This window comes from Pseudomonas ovata (genome assembly GCF_003131185.1).
Lineage (GTDB): Bacteria > Pseudomonadota > Gammaproteobacteria > Pseudomonadales > Pseudomonadaceae > Aquipseudomonas > Aquipseudomonas ovata.
Genome location: NZ_QFFU01000002.1, coordinates 19,719 through 38,004 on the forward strand (window position 1 = coordinate 19,719; position 18,286 = coordinate 38,004).

15 protein-coding genes and 3 pseudogenes are annotated in these 18,286 nt (G+C 63.3%); 11 read left to right on the forward strand and 7 right to left on the reverse strand.

All coding sequences use genetic code 11. The features are described from left to right. Position 1: 1 nt before the first annotated feature. From DGA31_RS03190 to DGA31_RS03205, 3 genes and pseudogenes are all read left to right on the forward strand, one after another. A pseudogene (locus tag DGA31_RS03190) lies at positions 2–250 on the forward strand (type II toxin-antitoxin system RelE/ParE family toxin); the annotation flags it as partial. 113 nt (positions 251–363) lie between these two features. Further along, positions 364–1,554 carry a CaiB/BaiF CoA transferase family protein gene (locus tag DGA31_RS03195; RefSeq protein WP_109511523.1) on the forward strand — a complete coding sequence of 397 codons (1,191 nt, stop codon included), beginning with the start codon at positions 364–366 and terminating at the stop codon, positions 1,552–1,554. A 358-nt stretch (positions 1,555–1,912) separates the two neighbouring features. Continuing rightward, positions 1,913–2,233: pseudogene (locus DGA31_RS03205) on the forward strand (VOC family protein); the annotation flags it as partial. Here the strand turns inward: DGA31_RS03205 and DGA31_RS03210 are convergent. Beyond that, on the reverse strand, positions 2,199–2,621 hold the full coding sequence (locus DGA31_RS03210) for a RidA family protein (protein WP_109511524.1): 423 nt from the start codon (positions 2,619–2,621) through the stop codon (positions 2,199–2,201). The pseudogene DGA31_RS03205 and the gene DGA31_RS03210 sit on opposite strands and share 35 nt — an antisense overlap. A gap of 113 nt (positions 2,622–2,734) precedes the next feature. On the opposite strand from DGA31_RS03210, the gene DGA31_RS03215 reads away from it, so the two are divergent. Then, positions 2,735–3,655: a LysR family transcriptional regulator gene (locus DGA31_RS03215; protein ID WP_109511525.1), complete on the forward strand. Its 921-nt coding sequence runs from the start codon at positions 2,735–2,737 to the stop codon at positions 3,653–3,655. A 287-nt stretch (positions 3,656–3,942) separates the two neighbouring features. Then, positions 3,943–4,821: a 4-hydroxy-tetrahydrodipicolinate synthase gene (dapA, locus tag DGA31_RS03220; protein WP_109511526.1), complete on the forward strand. Its 879-nt coding sequence runs from the start codon at positions 3,943–3,945 to the stop codon at positions 4,819–4,821. Positions 4,822–4,840: 19 nt separating this feature from the next. On the opposite strand, the pseudogene DGA31_RS30130 reads toward dapA, so the two are convergent. Continuing rightward, positions 4,841–5,326 (reverse strand): annotated as a pseudogene (locus DGA31_RS30130) (GrpB family protein); the annotation flags it as partial. A gap of 214 nt (positions 5,327–5,540) precedes the next feature. On the opposite strand from DGA31_RS30130, the gene DGA31_RS03230 reads away from it, so the two are divergent. Further along, positions 5,541–6,125 carry a histidine phosphatase family protein gene (locus DGA31_RS03230; protein ID WP_109511528.1) on the forward strand — a complete coding sequence of 195 codons (585 nt, stop codon included), beginning with the start codon at positions 5,541–5,543 and terminating at the stop codon, positions 6,123–6,125. On the opposite strand, the gene DGA31_RS03235 is transcribed toward DGA31_RS03230, so the two are convergent. Next, positions 6,086–6,661 carry a P-loop nucleotide/nucleoside kinase family protein gene (locus DGA31_RS03235; protein ID WP_274604953.1) on the reverse strand — a complete coding sequence of 192 codons (576 nt, stop codon included), beginning with the start codon at positions 6,659–6,661 and terminating at the stop codon, positions 6,086–6,088. The genes DGA31_RS03230 and DGA31_RS03235 overlap by 40 nt on opposite strands. Positions 6,662–6,666: 5 nt before the next feature. Continuing rightward, complete coding sequence (locus tag DGA31_RS03240; protein WP_109511530.1) at positions 6,667–8,172, reverse strand: methylenetetrahydrofolate reductase C-terminal domain-containing protein; 1,506 nt, start codon at positions 8,170–8,172, stop codon at positions 6,667–6,669. Between the two features lie 403 nt (positions 8,173–8,575). Between DGA31_RS03240 and metE the strand changes: the two genes are divergently transcribed. After that, positions 8,576–10,882: a 5-methyltetrahydropteroyltriglutamate--homocysteine S-methyltransferase gene (gene metE, locus DGA31_RS03245; protein ID WP_109511531.1), complete on the forward strand. Its 2,307-nt coding sequence runs from the start codon at positions 8,576–8,578 to the stop codon at positions 10,880–10,882. Positions 10,883–11,117: 235 nt separating this feature from the next. On the opposite strand, the gene DGA31_RS03250 is transcribed toward metE, so the two are convergent. Next, entirely contained in the window at positions 11,118–11,984 is an 867-nt protein-coding gene (locus DGA31_RS03250) for a LysR substrate-binding domain-containing protein (RefSeq protein WP_109511532.1), read from the reverse strand. Between the two features lie 92 nt (positions 11,985–12,076). Between DGA31_RS03250 and DGA31_RS03255 the strand changes: the two genes are divergently transcribed. Both DGA31_RS03255 and thpR read left to right on the forward strand, forming a co-directional pair. Beyond that, positions 12,077–13,132, forward strand: coding sequence for an NAD(P)H-dependent flavin oxidoreductase (locus DGA31_RS03255; protein ID WP_109511533.1), 1,056 nt, complete (start codon positions 12,077–12,079; stop codon positions 13,130–13,132). Positions 13,133–13,190: 58 nt separating this feature from the next. Next, the gene (gene thpR / locus DGA31_RS03260) at positions 13,191–13,808 is read left to right on the forward strand and encodes an RNA 2',3'-cyclic phosphodiesterase (protein WP_082481628.1); all 618 of its coding nucleotides are present in this window, start codon (positions 13,191–13,193) and stop codon (positions 13,806–13,808) included. Here thpR and DGA31_RS03265 read toward each other — a convergent pair whose 3' ends face one another. Then, positions 13,809–14,702 carry a LysR family transcriptional regulator gene (locus DGA31_RS03265; RefSeq protein ID WP_056839730.1) on the reverse strand — a complete coding sequence of 298 codons (894 nt, stop codon included), beginning with the start codon at positions 14,700–14,702 and terminating at the stop codon, positions 13,809–13,811. A 175-nt stretch (positions 14,703–14,877) separates the two neighbouring features. On the opposite strand from DGA31_RS03265, the gene DGA31_RS03270 reads away from it, so the two are divergent. Continuing rightward, a complete protein-coding gene (locus tag DGA31_RS03270; protein ID WP_056839731.1) occupies positions 14,878–16,047 on the forward strand; it encodes a mandelate racemase/muconate lactonizing enzyme family protein in 1,170 nt (389 codons plus the stop codon). Positions 16,048–16,124: 77 nt separating this feature from the next. Next, a complete protein-coding gene (dctA, locus tag DGA31_RS03275; protein ID WP_109511534.1) occupies positions 16,125–17,450 on the forward strand; it encodes a C4-dicarboxylate transporter DctA in 1,326 nt (441 codons plus the stop codon). Positions 17,451–17,597: 147 nt separating this feature from the next. Here dctA and DGA31_RS03280 read toward each other — a convergent pair whose 3' ends face one another. Beyond that, positions 17,598–18,242 carry a DUF2238 domain-containing protein gene (locus DGA31_RS03280; RefSeq protein WP_109511535.1) on the reverse strand — a complete coding sequence of 215 codons (645 nt, stop codon included), beginning with the start codon at positions 18,240–18,242 and terminating at the stop codon, positions 17,598–17,600. Between the last annotated feature and the right edge of the window lie 44 nt (positions 18,243–18,286).

Below are 18,286 nucleotides of genomic sequence, written 5' to 3' on the forward strand. Positions count from 1 at the left end.
ACAAGACCGTGAAGCTATTTATGGCTACATAGAAAGCAACAACCCGACAGCCGCACTGGCCTTGGACGAATTGTTCGCCATGGCGGCTGAACGCCTCATTGATCATCCTGACAAGGGGCGGGCGGGTCGAGTCACGGGGACACGCGAGTGGGTAGCCCAGCAAAATTACATTCTGATTTATGACGTTACAGGTGAGCAGGTTCGTGTGTTGCGGATATTGCACGCTGCACGTCAATGGCCATCTGAATAGACAGGAAGCGGGTTGCTCTGTTGTCTGCAGGTTCTGCCAGCGATGCCCCCTTCACCTGCCACCGGTTTTGGAGTAATGATTCAGCTACACCTCCAATAACAACGGACACCCTCATGAGCCTGCCCCTGGAAGGTATCAAGGTGATCGAAATGGGCCAGTTGATTGCCGGCCCCTTCGCCGCCCGGATCCTCGCCGACTTCGGCGCCCACGTGATCAAGATCGAGCCGCCCGGCAGCGGCGACCCGCTGCGCAAGTGGCGATTGCTGCACAACGGCACCTCGGTGTGGTGGGCGGCGCAGTCGCGCAACAAGCAATCGGTGACCCTCGACCTGCGCCAGGACGAGGCGCACGAGGTGGTTCGGCAACTGATCAAGGACGCCGATATCCTGGTCGAGAACTTTCGCCCCGGCACCCTGGAAAAGTGGGGGCTGGGCTGGGACGCATTGTCGGCCATCAATCCGCGCCTGATCATGCTGCGCGTCTCCGGCTACGGCCAGACCGGCCCGTACCGCGACCTGCCGGGTTTTGGCGTGGTCGGCGAGGCCATGGGCGGGCTGCGTCACCTGTCCGGCGAGCCGGATCGCACCCCGGTGCGGGTCGGGGTGTCGATCGGGGATTCATTGTCGGCCTTGCACGGGGTGATCGGTGTGCTGCTGGCGCTGCGGCACCGCGAACAGAACGGCGGCGCCGGGCAGCAGGTCGATGTGGCCTTGTACGAGTCGGTGTTCAATATGATGGAAAGCCTGATCCCCGAGCATTCGGTATTCGGCACCGTGCGTGCCCCGGCCGGCAGCAGCCTGCCCGGCATCGCGCCCAGCAACGCCTACCGCTGCCAGGACGGCAAGTACGCGCTGGTGGCCGGCAATGGCGACAGCATCTATCGGCGCCTGATGGAACGCATCGGGCGCCCGGACCTGGCCAACGACCCGGAGCTGGCGCATAACGACGGCCGCGTGCGCCATGTGGCGCGTATCGATGCGGCCATTTCCACCTGGACCGCCGAATGGCCGCTCGATGAAGTGCTCACGGCCCTGCAAGCCGCCGACATTCCAGTGGGCAGAATCTACGACGCTGCCGACATCGCCGGCGATGCGCATTACCAGGCCCGCGACATGCTGCTGGCCAGTACCCTGGACGACGGCACGCCGGTGACCTTGCCGGGCATCATCCCCAAGCTGACCCTGACGCCGGGACAGGTCCAGTCGCGCGCACCGACCCTGGGCCAGCACACCGACACGGTGCTGGACGGACTCGGTATCGACGCACCCACCCGCGAGGCGTGGCGGCGTCGCGGCCTTATCTGAAAACAGGAGTGCCTGTCATGATCGATCATCTTGACCATCTGGTGCTGACCACTACACAGCTCGAAGCCTGCAAGGACTTTTATGTGCGGGTGCTAGGGTCTGTTGCCGTTTCATCACGGCCGCGCCGGCGCCCGTTTTGCCGCGAGGCAAGGCAGGAGCCGCGAAGTCTGGTCATTCCAAATGAGTGGCGAGTAACGCAGTCTCGCGGCAAAACAGGCCCGGCCCTTCGGGTTGCGTGCCAAATCTCGCCATGCGGTGTTGGAGGACTTGAAAAGGGAGCGACCCTTTTCTGCGTCCTCCGCCTGGCCTGGCGAGATTTGGCCCAGCAACGCGGCTCGTGCTGAAACGGCAACAGACCCTAGGCATGCGTTTGGAAACCTTTGGCAACGGGCGCCTGGCCTTTTGCTTCGGTCGGCAGAAAATCAACGTGCATGTGCGCGGGCATGAATTCGAGCCCAAGGCGCACCTGCCGGTGCCCGGCGCGCTGGACCTGTGTTTCATCGCCAGCGGCAGCCTCGACGAGGCCATCGCCCGCTTGCATGCCCAGGACTGGCCCATCGTCGACGGCCCGGTGCAGCGCACCGGCGCCACCGGGCCGATTCGCTCGGTGTACGTGCGCGACCCGGACCTGAACCTGATCGAAATCAGCGAGCCGCTTGATCCGGCTGCTCAGGTGTAGCCGGGTCCCTGGCGATCACCTTGATCTCGAAATCGAACCCGTACAGCCACGTCACCCCGACCGCCGTCACGGTCGGGTAGGGCGCCTCGCCCCAGTACCGGGCCACCACTTGCCAGATGGCCTCGAACGTCGACTGCGGGTCGACCATGAACACCGTGACATCCACCACGTCGGCGAAGCTGCCGCCGGCAGCGGCCAGAATGGCATTGAGGTTTTCAAAGGCGCGGCTGACCTGGGCCTGCAGCTGTGGCTCTTTCGAGCCGTCCTCGCGGCTGCCGACCTGACCGGACACAAAGATGAAACCGTTGGAGCGGATCGCCGGTGAATAGCGGTTAATGTCGTACAGGGCCTGGCGGCCGGCCGGGAAAACAACGTCGCGGGTGTTCATGAGGGGACTCTCCATCGTTCAGGAATGAAGAGACTGTAGGGCGCGACGAGAGGCGGATAAGCTCGTCACCCCACCCAACACTGTTTGCCAAATGCAAACAATCAGGAGCTGCCGTGGACCGTTTCGATGCAATGCAGGCCTTTGCCCGAGTGGTGGAGACCGGCAGTTTCACCAAGGCCGCCGACACCTTGCACTTGAGCAGGACCAGCGTCACGCAATTAGTGCAGCAACTGGAAGCGCGCTTGCGGGTGCGGTTGTTCAATCGCACCACGCGCAAGGTCAACGTCACCGCCGACGGTGCTGCCTACTACGAGCGGGTGGTGCGCCTGCTGGCCGACATCGACGATGCCGAGACCAGCCTGTCCAGTGCCTCGGCCGCTCCCCGTGGCCGGTTGCGGGTCGATGTGCCCAGCCCACTGGCGCGCAGCGTGCTGATCCCGGCTTTGCCGGACTTCTATGCCCGCTACCCGGACATCCAGCTGGACATGGGCGTCAGCGACCGCAAGGTCGACCTGATCGACGAAAACGTCGACTGCGTGGTGCGCGGCGGCGAACTCACCGACCTGTCGCTCATGGCTCGCCGCCTCGGCGACCTGCACCTGGGCGTGTATGCCGCGCCCGCTTACCTGCAGCGGGCCGGGGTGCCGGTCCACCCGCGTGAACTGGAAGACCCGGGCCACCGCGTGGTTGGCTATCGCTGGGCGCGCACTGGCAAGGTGTTTCCCTATGTGCTGCAACGCCAGGGTGAAACGCTGAGGATCAGCGGTCATCACGCACTGGTGGTCGATGACGGCAACGCCTACCTCGCTGCCGGGCTGGCTGGCCTGGGGGTGCTGTGGTTGCCGGACTACATGGCGTGCGGGCCAGTGCGCCAGGGCGCGCTGGTGCCGCTGTTCACCGATTGGCAGCTTGAAAGCATGCCGATGTACATCGCCTGGCCACCGAACCGGCATGTCAGCGCCAAGTTGCGGGTGTTCATCGAGTGGGTGGTCGAAGTGGCGGGCGAGTGGCAGCCTGCGCACATGACCCGTTGACAAGCCCATCGCCGATTGCGCATGATCAGCCGGCACTTTGCTATGTACCGGATCAATCCATGCGTTCCAGCCTCGACCTTTCGCCGTTGCAGCCAGGCTTTCCAGCCCAGGCCGGCGTGCGCGTCGCGGTGGCGAATAAATCGAAGAAACAGTCGCTCATTTGACCGGGGCGCGCTGTCCCGTCAGATGGGCTGACAGGACAATCAGGCGCCAGGCAAAGCTCTCCCTCGCACCCCCTCCCGCATCCCTTCTGATGGTGACCCAACGGTTAACCACAGGAGATGTGTATGTCCGCTTTTCGAGGTATCTGGGTGGCCCTGGCCACGCCGTTTTGTGCAGGTGAAGTCGATTTCAATGCGCTGGATGCGCTGGTGGGCAAGCTGCTGGAAGAGGGCGTCCGCGGCCTGGTGGTCTGCGGCACCACGGGCGAAGCCGCCGCGCTCAGCCATGCCGAGCAACTGGCCGTGCTCGATGCGGTGCTCGCACGGGTGCCGGCGCAGCAGGTGATCATGGGCCTGGCGGGCAATAACCTGCGTGAGCTGCTGGCCTTCCAGCAACAGATTCAACAACGCCCGCTGGCCGGCCTGCTGGTGCCGGCGCCTTATTACATTCGTCCCTCGCAACAAGGAATCGAAGCGTTCTTCCAGACCGTGGCCGATGCCGCCACCGTGCCCGTGGTGCTCTATGACATTCCGTACCGCACCGGGGTGCGCATCGAGCGCGAGACCTTGCGCCGTATCCTGCACCATCCGCGCATTGCCGCGGTCAAGGATTGCGGCGGCGACCTCGACACCACCACCGCCCTGATCGCCGATGGCCATGCCGAGATTCTCACCGGCGAAGACCTGCAGATCTTCAATAACCTGTGCCTGGGCGGCGCCGGCGCGATATCGGCCTCGGCGCATGTCCGCGCCGACCTCTATGTGCAGATGCAACGCCAAATCGACAGCGGCCAGCTGACGGCGGCGCGCCAGACGTTCTACCGGCTGCTGCCGTGGATGCGTGTGGCCTTTGCCGAGCCCAACCCGGCGGTGATCAAGGCTGCGCTGGCCTTGCAGGGCTTTGGCCGGGATGAACTGCGTGAGCCGATGCAGCGCTGCTCGGCGCAGACGCAGGAGCGGCTGCGTGCGGTACTGGCCGGGCTGCAGGTGCCGGTGGTGGGGTAGTGGTTGCCGGGGTGACCTGCATAGCGGCGTCGATAAACGGCGCCTTCTGCGCCAGGTATTCACCGATGCCACCGGTATTGCCGGCTTCAAGCGCCAGCTTCAGTGCCTGGTACTGCTGGCGAACCTGCTGATTGCTGCGCAACAGGTCGCGAAAGCGCAGCATCCACTCGATCTGGGCATGGCCTGTCAGGCACACATGGACCTTGTGCGTGCGCACGCCATTGACGTCGCGACGATAGAAGTGATGCCCGACCGACAGGTCGCTGCCGCGCACATAGCCCAGCGCCTGCATGCCGTGGGTGCGTCGTGCCTGATCATCATGCTGCTCGACCACCACCAGGACATCGATTTCCGGCTTGGCCGCCAGCCCTGCGACGGCTGTACTGCCGACATGATGGATGGCCACCAGCCCGTTGCCGAATACTTGAGTCATCTGCAGCCGGGTCGCCAGGAAACGTACAGGCCACTGGTTGTCGTATGGGGAAATCCGGCTGGTCAGGGCCATGGTGTGAGTCATCCTTGAGGGTAAGAGAGCCAGGGCGAGAGGCCTGCCTCGCAGTCGCTTTTCAGGCCCAGGGCTGCGGTATCGGCCGAACGTGCGCAAACCTGAAGGGCTCCCATGGCCTGCATCAGTTATGATCGCGCCCGGCCGGGCAGGATCGTTACGGTCATTTCGCTGCAGCCATTGGCTCGGCTATCAAACCAGGGATGCGATTTCAGTGACCAGAAAAATTATCCTGATGCGTCATGGCCAGCCGGATCTGGCGCCGCTGAGCAAGGTTTCGGCGCAAGGCATGAAGCACTGGATCGAGCAATACGAGTTGTCCGAAATCACCCGCCAACCGGTGCCTGCGACGAGTCTGGCGCTGGCCGTCACCGCCACCGTGGTGGTGTCCAGCAGCGCGCCTCGGGCGCTTGCATCGGCCAGCGCCTTGGGCCTTTATCCCACCCTGGTGGACAAGGTGTTCTGCGAGGCGCAGTTGCCCCATGGTCGAGGGACGCTGCTGCGGCTATCGCCTTTCACATGGGCCTTTATCCTGCGCATCTTGTGGTTATGCGGCTTCTGCGGCACGGTCGAGTCGGCCCGCCAGGCAAAGGTGCGCGCCCTTGAAGCGGCACAACGACTGCAGTCACTCGACAGCCAAGGGCCGGTGCTGCTGCTCGGTCATGGGTTCATGAATCGAATGATCGCAAGGCAACTTGAAGCCGCCGGATGGAGGCGCCAGGTAAACACCGGCAGCCAGTATTGGGGCGCCGTGACCTATCAGTATCCGGGTGGCGCGTTCAAGAACCCAGGCAACTGACGCCTGAAAAACCGCTCGGCCAGCAGCGCCACGGCGTGCTCGACCGAGACCTGCGCCGTATCCAGCGTAAACGGCATTTCTTCCCACGGCTCATACTCATGACGCAGCACCGAGGCCCAGTCGGGTGGCGTGAGTCCCGCAATATCGGCTTTTCGCGTCTCTACCCGGCGCCGGTGTTCGGCCGCATCCGAGCACACGACCTGAATATTCACCAGCGCCACGCCGGCCGCCTGCGCCGTGGTGTGCCAGGCCTGGCGGCTTTCGCGCACCGGGTTCACGCCATCGACAATCACCTGCCGGCCCAGCTGCAGATTGCTCAAGGCCAGCGCATTGGCGACGTCATAGCCGCTGGTGCCGACGTCATGGGCCAACACGGCGGCGGTGCGGATGGCTTGCTCGATGGTATCAATGCGCAGGTAGACGGCCTCGGTGGCCATGGCCAGCCGGCGGGCGAGGGTGGTCTTGCCGGTGCCGGGCAGGCCACTGAAGACGATCAGCATGTCAGGTGAGTCCGCAGTCGTAAGACTGGAGATCATACCGGTTACTGATCGGGATCGGTTTGCGCTGAGCATTCGCCGCTGAAGCGGCTCCTAGGGTTGGATGGAAGATCTTCGGCGGCATCGAACCAGCCGGGCCATGAACTGCGGTGCCGGTGGTCGGCCTCTATGCAAGGAATCAGGCGTTCGGTCAGCACAGCGGTCTGCCCGACGGCCTTGGCCGTGCGGTACTTGATGCTGTGGATGCATTCGCGATCACCGAATTCGCAGCGGTTGAGTGTGGTGCCGCCGCACGGTCCGTTGGCCAGGCCCTTGGGGCAGGTTTCCGGGCAGATGTATAAAGTGTCCTCCAGGCGACACTGGCCACAGGTGTCGCAGCCGACCATGGGCCGCTTGAGGCTGCGCTCGATTCGGTGCAGCGCGCTGGCGCCACCGGGCGTTGACCATAACGAGCGGCGCACGCCCCAACCCAAGGCACGGCTTAGCCAGGTGGTGCGGCTGAACGCCTGGTGATGCAGGCCGGCAAGCAGGTGATAACGGGTTTTTTCCTGAAGCGAGGCGCTGACCGTCGACTGGCCCCATTGCCAGGTAGCGCCCGGCGGGTGAAAGGTCACCGGCGGCTGGCCGGCCGTCTGCCAGCTGGCTTGCCAGGCTTCGGACCATTGCGCCGGCGTGGTGATCTGCGCCTGCCAGTGCTCGATGGCCTGTTCCAGCGCCTGCAATTGCGTCAGGTCATGGATGCCCGACAGCTCGACACCGGCGTAGCCCATCAATTTCAGACCGATCACCTGTAATCCCAAGCGACTGATACTGCGCTGCTGGGCATGCGCCTTGGACACCTCGGCTTCGGCGGCGACCGCCGCACGCATGGACGGGCTGACCACCGTGCCGGCCACATGCTCCAGCATGGTCGCACGCCCATGGGTCAAGGCCATGAGGCAGGCCAATAGCGGCCTGGGCGAAGGTTGCTGGCGCATCCAGGTCAGGGCCTCAAGGTGCTTATGCGCATCGAAGCCCAGTTGCAGGGTCAGGAAATCCGCGCCGGCCGCGAGCTTTTTCCGGGCCTTGAAATACTGCGCGCCGCCTTCTTCTTCACGGTATTTGAACGGGTTGAGCGCCGCGCCCAGCAGCCAGTCGGGGCGTGCCTGGCGCACCTGTTGCAAAGCCGGCACCGACTCCAGGTAGCGCACTGATTGTTGCCCGGGCTCGTGACCGGGCAGGCGGTCGCCACTGATGATGAAAAGCTGTTCCAGGCCCAGGCGGTCCATGCGTTCCAGCTGTTGCAGCAGGTCATGGCGCTCACGGTCCTTGCCGGAAAAGTGCAGCAGTGCAGGCGCAGGATCAGCCAGCCGGTCAAAGGCGTCCAGCGGCGATAGGTCGAAGCGACTGGCGACCCGGTCGGCAATGGTCGCTACCAGTGGCCAGCCGCACAGTGTGCGGCGCTGCATCAACGCCTCAAACGCCGCGAAGCTCTTGGCCGTGGGCTTGGGCACGAATTCCACCAGGCAGATGAAGCGTTGCTCATGCAGCGCCTGTTTCAACAGGTTCATAGGGGCGGGTATCGGAATAAGGTCGCCGGCATTGTGCAGGGTTTGCCCGCGGTGTCCATGCCCCAGAGCGCAGCGCACTGCTCTGAACAAGACATGCACCCAACCTGCAATACAACGCCCAGTAGGAGCGCGCTTGCCCGCGACCGGCTGCGTTAGCAGTCGTAAATTTGTGGCGTTTCCGAGATTTTTCGTCAGTAGCCATAAACTTGCAGCGTTTCACAGATTTTTGCGAGCGCTGCGCACTCGGTCGCGGGCAAGCGCGCTCCTACCCGTGTCCAGCGAACAACAGCGCCGTATTCGAACATGAGAAAATCTTGGGTTGATCTCAAATATTATGAGTTTGTCTCACTGTTCGCCGATGTCCACACTTCGCCCATTGATTATTCCATTGGAGGACGGGCACATGGCCTTGGCACATAACCTGGGGTTTCCGCGTATCGGCGGTGATCGTGAATTGAAAAAAGCCCAGGAAGCCTACTGGAAAGGTGAACTCGACGAAGCCGGCTTGCGTGCCACTGGCCGTCAGTTACGTGCGACGCACTGGCAAGTGCAAAAGGACGCCGGTATCGAGCTGCTGCCGGTGGGCGATTTTGCCTGGTACGACCAGGTGCTGACCCACTCGCTGACCTTCGGCGTGATTCCTGAGCGTTTTCGCAACACGGCTGAAAAGCCAGGCTTGCAGACCCTGTTCGCCATGGCCCGTGGCGCCGCGCAAAGCGGCAACGCCTGCTGCGGCGGGGCCCATGCCCAGGAAATGACCAAGTGGTTCGACACCAACTACCACTACCTGGTCCCGGAATTCACCGCTGACCAGGCGTTCAGCCTGAGCTGGGAGCAGTTGTTCGAAGAAGTGCAAGAGGCCCATGACCTGGGTCACGTCGTCAAACCGGTGGTGATCGGCCCGCTGACTTACCTGTGGCTGGGCAAGACCAAGGGCGCCGATTTCGACAAGCTGGAACTGGTCGATCGCCTGTTGCCACTGTACGGGCAGATTTTCCGGCGTCTGGCCGAGCAGGGCGTGGAGTGGGTGCAGATCGACGAACCCATTCTGGTGCTGGACCTGCCGCAAGACTGGAAAAACGCCTACGAACGCGTCTACAACATCCTGCAGCGTGAGCCGCTGAAAAAGCTGGTGGCCACCTACTTTGGTGGCCTGGAAGACAACCTGGGCCTGGCGGCCGGCCTGCCGGTCGATGGCCTGCACATTGATCTGGTGCGTGCCCCGGAGCAGTACCCGGTTATTCTCGACCGCTTGCCGGCCTACAAGATCCTGTCGCTGGGCCTGGTCAACGGCCGCAATGTCTGGCGTTGCGATCTCGACCAGGCGCTGGCGGTGGTGCGCCACGCCCATGAACGCCTGGGTGAGCGTTTGTGGCTGGCGCCGTCCTGCTCGCTGCTGCACAGCCCGGTGGACCTGGTCCGCGAAGACCGGCTCGACAGCGAACTCAAGAGCTGGCTGGCCTTTGCCGTGCAGAAATGCGCCGAAGTGGCCGTGCTGACCCAGGCCATCAACCGGCCGGATGCCCCTGAAGTGGCCCAGGCGCTGGTGCAAAGCCGCGCTGTGCAGACGGCCCGTGCTGCCTCGACGCGCATTCACAAGCCGCAAGTGCAGGCGCGTGTGCAAGCGATCACACCGGCCGACAGCCAGCGACATTCGGCGTTTGCCGAGCGCATCGTCAAACAGCGCGCGGTTCTGGACCTGCCCGTGTTTCCGACCACCACCATCGGCTCGTTTGCGCAGACCGCGGCCATCCGCCTGGCACGCCAGTCGTTCAAGCAAGGCAGGCTGAGCCAGGCCGATTACACTGAGGCCATGCACAGCGAAATTCGTCATGCCGTGGACGTGCAGGAAAAACTCGGTCTGGATGTGCTGGTGCACGGCGAGGCCGAGCGCAATGACATGGTCGAATACTTTGCCGAACAGCTCGACGGCTATGCCTTTACACGTTTTGGCTGGGTGCAGAGCTACGGCTCGCGCTGCGTGAAGCCGGCCATTATCTATGGTGACCTGAGCCGTCCCAAGGCCATGACCGTAGACTGGATCACCTATGCCCAGGGCCTGACCACCAAGGTAATCAAAGGCATGCTGACCGGGCCGGTCACGATGCTGATGTGGTCTTTTGCGCGTGAGGATGTCAGCCGCGAAACCCAGGCCCGACAACTGGCGCTGGCGATCCGCGATGAAGTGCTCGACCTGGAGGCCGCCGGCATCCGTATCGTGCAGATCGACGAGGCGGCGTTTCGTGAAGGCCTGCCGCTGCGCAACAGTGCCTGGGCGGCGTACCTGCACTGGGCCACCGAGGCCTTCCGCCTGTGTGCTTCGGGCGTGCGCGACGACACCCAGATTCATACGCACATGTGCTACAGCGAATTCAACGATGTGATCAAGTCGATTGCCGCCATGGACGCCGATGTGATTACGATCGAAACCTCGCGCTCGGATATGGAGTTGCTCGCCGCTTTCGAGCAATTTGCCTACCCGAACGAGATCGGCCCCGGTGTCTACGACATCCATTCGCCGCATGTGCCGGACACGGCCGACATGGTCAAGCGACTGCGCAAGGCCGCCCGGCGCATCCCGGCCGAGCGCTTGTGGGTCAACCCTGACTGCGGCCTGAAAACCCGTGGCTGGCCAGAGACCGAAGCGGCGCTGGTCAATATGGTTGCCGCCGCCCGCGAACTGCGCAAGGACCGGGCGCTGGCTCTGTAGGAGCGCGCTTGCCCGCGACCGGCTGCGTTAGCAGTCGTAAATTTGTGGCGTTTCATAGATTTTGAATACGTTCACAATCGTAAATTTGTGGCGTTGCGCAGATTTTGCGAGCGCTACGCACTCGGTCGCGGGCAAGCGCGCTCCTACCCTGCGAGCACCAAAACACAGGGCGGCAAGGCGTTGCAGGTGCATGACCCCTTCGGCAATCGGCTGCGCTTTTGCGAACGCTGACGCTTTACGGCTCCAGCACCGCGCAAAAGTGCTGAAATGCCGGGGCGCTGTAGCCCTGGCGCCAGACCAGCCAGGTGTCGCTCGGGCCGACGTCCAGCACCGGCAGCTCAGCCGGCACCTGGCACAGCTCAAGCACGCTGCGCGGCAGCAGGGTCACACAGGCGCCGGCCGCCACGCAGGCCACCATGGCGTGGTAGGACCCCAGCTCCTGGACCTGCCATGACGAGCCGGCCGCAACGCCCAACTGCGCCTGGGCAATCCCCCGATACACGCAGCCCGGCCTGAACGCGGCCAGCGTGCGCGTGCGCACCTGCCCAGGCTCGCTGACCCCGGCTTCGCTGGCCGGCAGCAGCAGCACCAGCGCCTCCTGCCAGATCGCCATCGCCTGCAGGTGATGGCTGGCCAGTTCCGGCTCGACATCGGCGCCCGGTGGCAGCGCCACGAAGGCGCAGTCGAGTTGCCCGTCACGCAGTTGCCTGAGCAGGATGCCCGATGGCCCGGTGCTGACTTCCAGCCGGGTCGCCGGCCATGCCTTGTTGAACGCCGCCAGGCGCAGGGGCAGGCGGCTGGCGGCGGTGCTTTCCATGCTGCCGATGCGCAAGGTGCCGCCGCTGGCGCCACCGCCGATCACCTGGCGCGCTTCATCTTCCAGGGCCAGCATACGCTGGGCGTACACTCGAAATTGCTGCCCGGCGCTGGACAGGCTGATGCGCTTGCCGGTGCGCACGAACAACTCGGCCCCCAGGTCCGCTTCCAGTTGCTGGATACGCGTGGTCACGTTGGACGGCGCCCGACCCAACAGGGCCGCAGCGCGGGTGATGCTCAGCTCGACCGCCACCATGTCGAAGATTTTCAGGGTATCGAGATCCACATTGGTGTTCTCATAATGAAAATGATGTGGTTATATTATTCTCATATTGATAATTATCAACATCCGATTCCCTGACGCCAAGGAGCCGCACCATGACTGACCCCCACGCTTTTGCAGACAGGCTTGGCATCCAGCCCATCCTCCAGGCGCCCATGGCCGGCGTGGCCACTCCCCAACTGGCCGCGGCGGTGAGCAATGCCGGTGGCCTGGGTGCCCTGGGCATCGGCGCCAGCAGCGTGGCCCAGGCCCGAGCGATGATCGAGCAGACCCAGGCACTGACCGACCGGCCGTTCAACGTCAACGTCTTTTGCCATGCACCTGCCGTGCGTGACCCGGCGCGCGAAAGCGCTTGGCTGGCGCATCTGCGGCCGCTGTTCGAGCAGTTCCAGGCGCCAGTGCCCGCCACGCTGGATGAGATCTACACCAGCTTTGCCCAGGACAATGCGGTATTCGATCTGCTGCTGGACACCCGGCCGGCAGTGGTCAGTTTTCATTTTGGCCTGCCGTCGGCCGCGCAATTGCAGGCCCTCAAGCAGGCGGGCATCTGCACCCTGGCGACGGCCACCTGCCTGGCCGAGGCCTTGCAGATCCAGCAACTGGGTTTCGACGCCATCGTGGCGCAAGGCATCGAGGCCGGCGGGCATCGCGGTCTGTTCGACCCGCAGGCCAGTGATGAGCAACTGAGCACCTCGGTGCTGGTGCGCCTGCTGGTCAAGCACATCGACCTGCCGATTATCGCCGCCGGTGGCATCATGGACGGGCAGGGCATTCGCGCCGCGCTGGACCTGGGTGCAGCGGCGGCGCAATTGGGCACCGCGTTTATCCTGTGCCCCGAATCGGCGGCCAACGAGGGGTATCGGACGCATCTGAAAAGTCCACGCGCCGCCTTCACACGCCTGACCTCGACCTTGTCAGGCCGCCCGGCCCGAGGCCTGCTCAACAGCTTTATCGAGCATGCCGAGCGCGGCGGGGTAATGCCGGCAGCGTATCCGCTGGCTTATGACGCGGCCAAGCAGCTCAATGCGGCAGCGGCTCGGTCCGGCAACCACGAATGTGCCGCACACTGGGCCGGACAGGGCGCTCCGCTGGCCCGCGAAATGTCGGCGCAAGCCCTGGTGGCCACGCTGATCCGCGAATCAGGGCTGTGAACGCGATAGCGGGCCACGGGGTCAAAAGCCATCGAGCCCGAATCAGGAGTGTTGTTTGATGATCAACGAGGCTGTTTCAACCGAGCCGTTCAAGCGGCTGTTCTTTGCCTTGCCGTGCGAGGCGGCGCAGCGCAAGGCCATTGCTCGCTGGCGCACCGACTTGCGTTTACGCAGCGGCCGGCCGGTGCCCACGGAAAACTTTCACCTGACCCTGATGTTTCTCGGCAACGTCGGCAGCAGGCAGATACCTGCCATCCTCGAAACCGCCGCACGGCTGCTTCCGTTGACGGCACCGCTGACCCTGGAACTGGATCAGTTAGACGCCCGGCGCCGCAGCCAGACATTGGCGCTGACCTCGAGCCAGACCTCGCCGGTCTTCCTGCGCTGGGTCTATGACCTGCAACAGGCCATGTTGCCACTGGGGCTGACACCCGATGCCCGCGAATTCATTCCGCATGTGACCTTGATGCGCGATTACCGGGATCCGGTGCCCGAAGCCATGATCGAGCCCGATTTTCGCTGGCAGGCGCGCGAGTTCGTGCTCTACGAGTCCTACAAGGGCCGTTATGAGGCGCTGGGGCGATGGCCTCTGGTCGACGTTCCTGCCGTCAGTACACCGCCAGACACACCGCGCCCGCTGCGTCATCCCTTTCCGGACTTCGACAACCCTTCGTGATCAACCTGCAGGCGCGCTGTAGCTTTCCAGCTGTTCCCAGAACGCTTCGGCAAACGGTGGCAGTTGTGCCACCGGGCGGGCCAGGTGAATCTCCAGCGCAATGTCCCAGCTCTCATCCAGGGCGCGCACCAGCTTGCCATCGGCGCGTTCCTGTTCGGTCAGGCTTTTGGGCAACCAGGCCACGCCCTTGTTCTCCAGGGCCATGGAGGTCAGCACCGCTGCCAGGTGGCTGCTGAACGAGGGTTGCAGGTGCAGGTAGCCGGCCTTGTCCTGCAGTTGCTGCTCCAGGATGCGGCCCAGGCCTGATTCGCGGGTATAGGCCAGGTACGGCAGGGTGTGCAGGTCAGCGCCAAAATCGGCATCGCGGCCCATCAGCGGAATCAGTGTATCGACCCCCACGGCCTTGCTCAGGTACTGGCCGAACGGCAGTTTCGGCGGCACCTGCGGGTGGCGGTGGCTGAGCAGAAACTGCACTTGCCCGTGCATCAGGAGGCGCTCGCATTCGGCCATGCTGTCCGATTGCAGCCTGACCGCCTCGATCGGCGCGCCACGCCCGAGCTGGCGAATCCACTTGGGAAAGAAGGTGAACGACAGTGAATGGGTGGCCGAGAATTTCAGGCTCTTGGCTGCGGTGCCGGCCACTTCACGCGCTTCTTCACGTATCCGGTACAGGCGGGCAGTGGCGTCCTGCATGCTGGCCAGCACATGTTCGCCGGCCAGGGTCAGGGTCGCGCCCTGAAAGGTACGCTGGAACAATTCCACACCCATCCATTGCTCCAGCGCCCGGATGCGCCGGCTGAACGCCGGCTGGGTCACGTGCCGGGTCTGGGCGGCACGAATGAAACTGCCGTGCTCGGCCAGGGCAATAAAGTCTTCAAGCCAGACGAGTTCCATAAGTAATGCTGAGCCTGCATGGGTTTGGCGTTTTATAGCATGGCGGCCTGAAATAACACGCTATCAGTAAGCCAAAAGGCTATGCCGAAATGGCATTGCCTGACTCGATAACAGCATTATCGGATCGTCCTGGATGCGCCTAACGTTGCCTGCATCACAACAAGAGGACAGCGCCATGCGCATCGTTGATATCCGCGAAAAGACCGTTTCCATTGCCTCGCCCATTGCCAATGCCTACATCGACTTTTCCAAGATGACCTGCTCGGTCGTGGCGGTGGTCACCGATGTGATTCGTGACGGCAAGCCGGTCATCGGTTACGGCTTCAACTCCAACGGCCGCTACGGCCAGGGCGCCTTGATGCGCGACCGGTTCCTGGCACGTATCAGCGAAGCGAAGCCTGAATCGCTGATTGATGAGGCCAACGACAACCTTGACCCGTTCGCCATCTGGAAAACCCTGATGACCAACGAAAAGCCCGGTGGCCACGGTGAGCGTTCGGTGGCGGTGGGCACCATCGACATGGCGGTGTGGGATGCGGTGGCCAAGATCGAAGGCAAACCGCTGTACCGGCTGCTGGCCGACCGCTACCGCGAAGGTGTGGCCGACGACAAGGTCTGGGTCTACGCCGCCGGTGGCTATTACTACCCCGGCAAGGACCACAGCCAGCTCAAGGCCGAGATGCAGAGCTACCTGGACCGCGGCTATGACGTGGTGAAGATGAAAATCGGCGCGGTGCCTCTGGCCGAAGACCTGTCACGCATCGAGGCGGTGCTGGAGGTGGTCGGCAGCGGTCGGCGCCTGGCGGTCGATGCCAATGGCCGTTTCGACCTCAAGACGGCCATCGCCTACGCCGAAGCCCTCAAGCCGTACGACCTGTTCTGGTACGAAGAGGCCGGCGACCCGCTGGACTACGCCTTACAGGCCGAGCTGGCCAACCACTATGACCTGCCGATGGCCACCGGCGAAAACCTGTTCTCCCACCAGGATGCCCGCAACCTGCTGCGCCACGGCGGCATGCGCCCTGACCGTGATTTCGTGCAGTTCGACTGCGCGCTGTCCTACGGTCTGGTCGAGTACCTGCGCACCCTGGAAGTGATGAAAGAGCTGGGCTGGTCATCGCGCCGGGTGGTGCCGCACGGCGGTCACCAGATGTCGCTGAACATCGCCGCCGGCCTGCATCTGGGCGGCAACGAGTCCTACCCGGATGTGTTCCAGCCGTTCGGCGGCTTTGCCGACGGCATTCGTGTCGAGAACGGCTACGTCGGCCTGCCGGACATCCCGGGCGTCGGTTTTGAAGCCAAGGCCGCGCTGTATGAGGTGATGCGCGAGCTGGGTGAGCGTTAAGCCGTTGTGTGGCGGCCGTCTCGATCGAGGCGGCCGCTTTTTGCCCTCTACACAAAAACAACACGAGGTGCGACACCATGGAAAAGTCTGCAACGCGCTGGTACAGCCAGCTCTATGTACAGGTGCTGATCGGCATCGTGATCGGCGGCATCCTGGGTTACTTCGAACCCGGTTTTGCTGCCAGGCTGCAACCGCTGGCCGATGGCTTCATCAAGCTGATCAAGATGCTGCTGGCGCCGATCATCTTCGGCACCGTGGTGGTCGGCATGGCCAAGATGGGCAGCATCAAGGAGGTCGGGCGCATCGGCGTCAAGGCGCTGATCTACTTTGAAGTGCTCTCGACCATCGCGCTGGTCATCGGCCTGGTGGTGGTCAATGTCATCAAGCCCGGCGTGGGCATGAACATCGACTCGGCCAAACTCGACGGCAGTGCCATCAGCAAGTACACCCAGGTGGCGCATGATCAGGGCGGCACTGTCGATTTCTTCCTCAATATCATCCCCAGTACCTTCATCGACGCTTTTGCCAAGGGCTCGATGCTGCAGGTCATTCTGCTGTCGGTGCTGATGGGCGTGGCGCTGGTGCAGATGGGGCCGGTCAGCAAACCGCTGATCAACATCATCGACCTGCTGCTGCAGGGGCTGTTCAAGATCGTCGCGATGGTCATGCGCCTGGCGCCCATCGGTGCCGGCGCAGGCATGGCCTTTACCATCGGCAAGTACGGCATTGGCACCTTGTTGTCGCTGGGACAGTTGCTGATCGCGCTGTACCTCACCACCCTGGTGTTCATCGTGGTGATCCTCGGCACAGTGGCGCGCTGGTCCGGCCTGCCGTTGATGCAGTTCCTGCGTTACTTCAAGGATGAAATCCTGATCGTGCTGGGCACCTGTTCCACCGAATCGGTGCTGCCGCGCATGATGGCCAAGCTGGAAAAGCTCGGCTGCGAGAAATCCGTGGTCGGCATGGTGCTGCCCACCGGCTTTACCTTCAATGCCGACGGTACCTGCATCTACCTGACCATGGCGGCGATTTTCGTGGCCCAGGCCACCAACACACCGCTGACCTTCATGGACCAGTGTGTGCTGCTGGGCGTGTTGCTGCTGACCTCCAAGGGCTCGGCCGGGGTGGCCGGTGCCGGTTTTGTCACGCTTGCCGCCACCTTGACCACCATCCACACCATCCCGTTGGTGGGCCTGGTGTTGCTGCTGGGCATCGACCGCTTTCTCAACGAGGCGCGCGCGGTGACCAACCTGATCGGCAACGGCATCGGTACCATCGCGATTGCCAAGTGGGACAATGCTTTCGACCTCAAGCAGGCCCAGCGTGAAATCGCCGCGCTGGATCACGCGCCGGTCGTGCCTGCGTCGGCGTCGGCTCAAGCACCGGGTATCGAGAAGGGATGATGGCCGTCAGATAACGGCGCAAATAGAGACGCTGGGCAAGACAGCGCCTCTTTGTGGGAGGCAGCTCTGCTGGCGATGGCTGTGTGACCGACGCCGCAGATGAGTCGGCCTTGCTGGCCTCATCGCGGGATAGCACCCTCCCAAAGGTCATGTATTGGAAGACTTGACCGGCGCCGTCAGGGCATCACGAACCTGGTGCCCGCGCAACATCAGTACCACCAAGGCGCCGACCGTGGCCAGCGCCATGTCTTTCTGCGCATCCCAGACGTCACCTTGTGCACCGATGAATGAGGTCCCGGCACCGAACAGGTCGCCGCCGACCCATTCCATCAGTTCATACAGCAGTGAGGTGGCCAGCACCAGCGACCAGGCCAGCAGTGAGGCCCAGGCCCCTTGCAGGGCGCACTGGCGAACAAGGATTTCACGACAAGGCAAGGCCATCAGCACCCCGAAGGCCAGGTGCACGAAACGGTCGTATTGATTGCGCTCCCATTGCAACAGGTCATTGAGCCGTATACCTGTGAGCTGGGCCAGCCCGGCGTCATAGGGCACCCGCGGGTAAGTGAAATGCGTGCCCACTTCGTGCAGGCAACAAAACAGCAACACCTGAGCCCAGGAACGCGGCGACCAGTAGAACCGCAGGCGAGCCCGCCATACCGCCATGGCGCCGATCAGTATCAGGCCATTTTCCATCAGCCAGGTCTGGCGGTCGAACGGCGCCCACGCGCAGAGCATGAACACGCCGACAAAACCGCCCTGCATCCAGCGTATGGTGGATAAACCCTGACTCATGGATCACCTGCTGCTGACCGTGAAAAACCTTGCCTCAAGACCGC

What these genes read in the sequence shown, in the direction of transcription:
- DGA31_RS03280 (WP_109511535.1), bottom strand. Translation starts at nt 18,242, where the DNA reads ATGAGTCAGGGTTTATCCACCATACGCTGGATGCAGGGCGGTTTTGTC.
- dctA (WP_109511534.1), top strand. Translation starts at nt 16,125, where the DNA reads ATGGAAAAGTCTGCAACGCGCTGGTACAGCCAGCTCTATGTACAGGTG.
- DGA31_RS03240 (WP_109511530.1), bottom strand. Translation starts at nt 8,172, where the DNA reads ATGAACCTGTTGAAACAGGCGCTGCATGAGCAACGCTTCATCTGCCTG.
- DGA31_RS03255 (WP_109511533.1), top strand. Translation starts at nt 12,077, where the DNA reads ATGACTGACCCCCACGCTTTTGCAGACAGGCTTGGCATCCAGCCCATC.
- DGA31_RS03195 (WP_109511523.1), top strand. Translation starts at nt 364, where the DNA reads ATGAGCCTGCCCCTGGAAGGTATCAAGGTGATCGAAATGGGCCAGTTG.
- thpR (WP_082481628.1), top strand. Translation starts at nt 13,191, where the DNA reads ATGATCAACGAGGCTGTTTCAACCGAGCCGTTCAAGCGGCTGTTCTTT.
- DGA31_RS03235 (WP_274604953.1), bottom strand. Translation starts at nt 6,661, where the DNA reads ATGATCTCCAGTCTTACGACTGCGGACTCACCTGACATGCTGATCGTC.
- dapA (WP_109511526.1), top strand. Translation starts at nt 3,943, where the DNA reads ATGTCCGCTTTTCGAGGTATCTGGGTGGCCCTGGCCACGCCGTTTTGT.
- DGA31_RS03210 (WP_109511524.1), bottom strand. Translation starts at nt 2,621, where the DNA reads ATGAACACCCGCGACGTTGTTTTCCCGGCCGGCCGCCAGGCCCTGTAC.
- DGA31_RS03270 (WP_056839731.1), top strand. Translation starts at nt 14,878, where the DNA reads ATGCGCATCGTTGATATCCGCGAAAAGACCGTTTCCATTGCCTCGCCC.
- metE (WP_109511531.1), top strand. Translation starts at nt 8,576, where the DNA reads ATGGCCTTGGCACATAACCTGGGGTTTCCGCGTATCGGCGGTGATCGT.
- DGA31_RS03265 (WP_056839730.1), bottom strand. Translation starts at nt 14,702, where the DNA reads ATGGAACTCGTCTGGCTTGAAGACTTTATTGCCCTGGCCGAGCACGGC.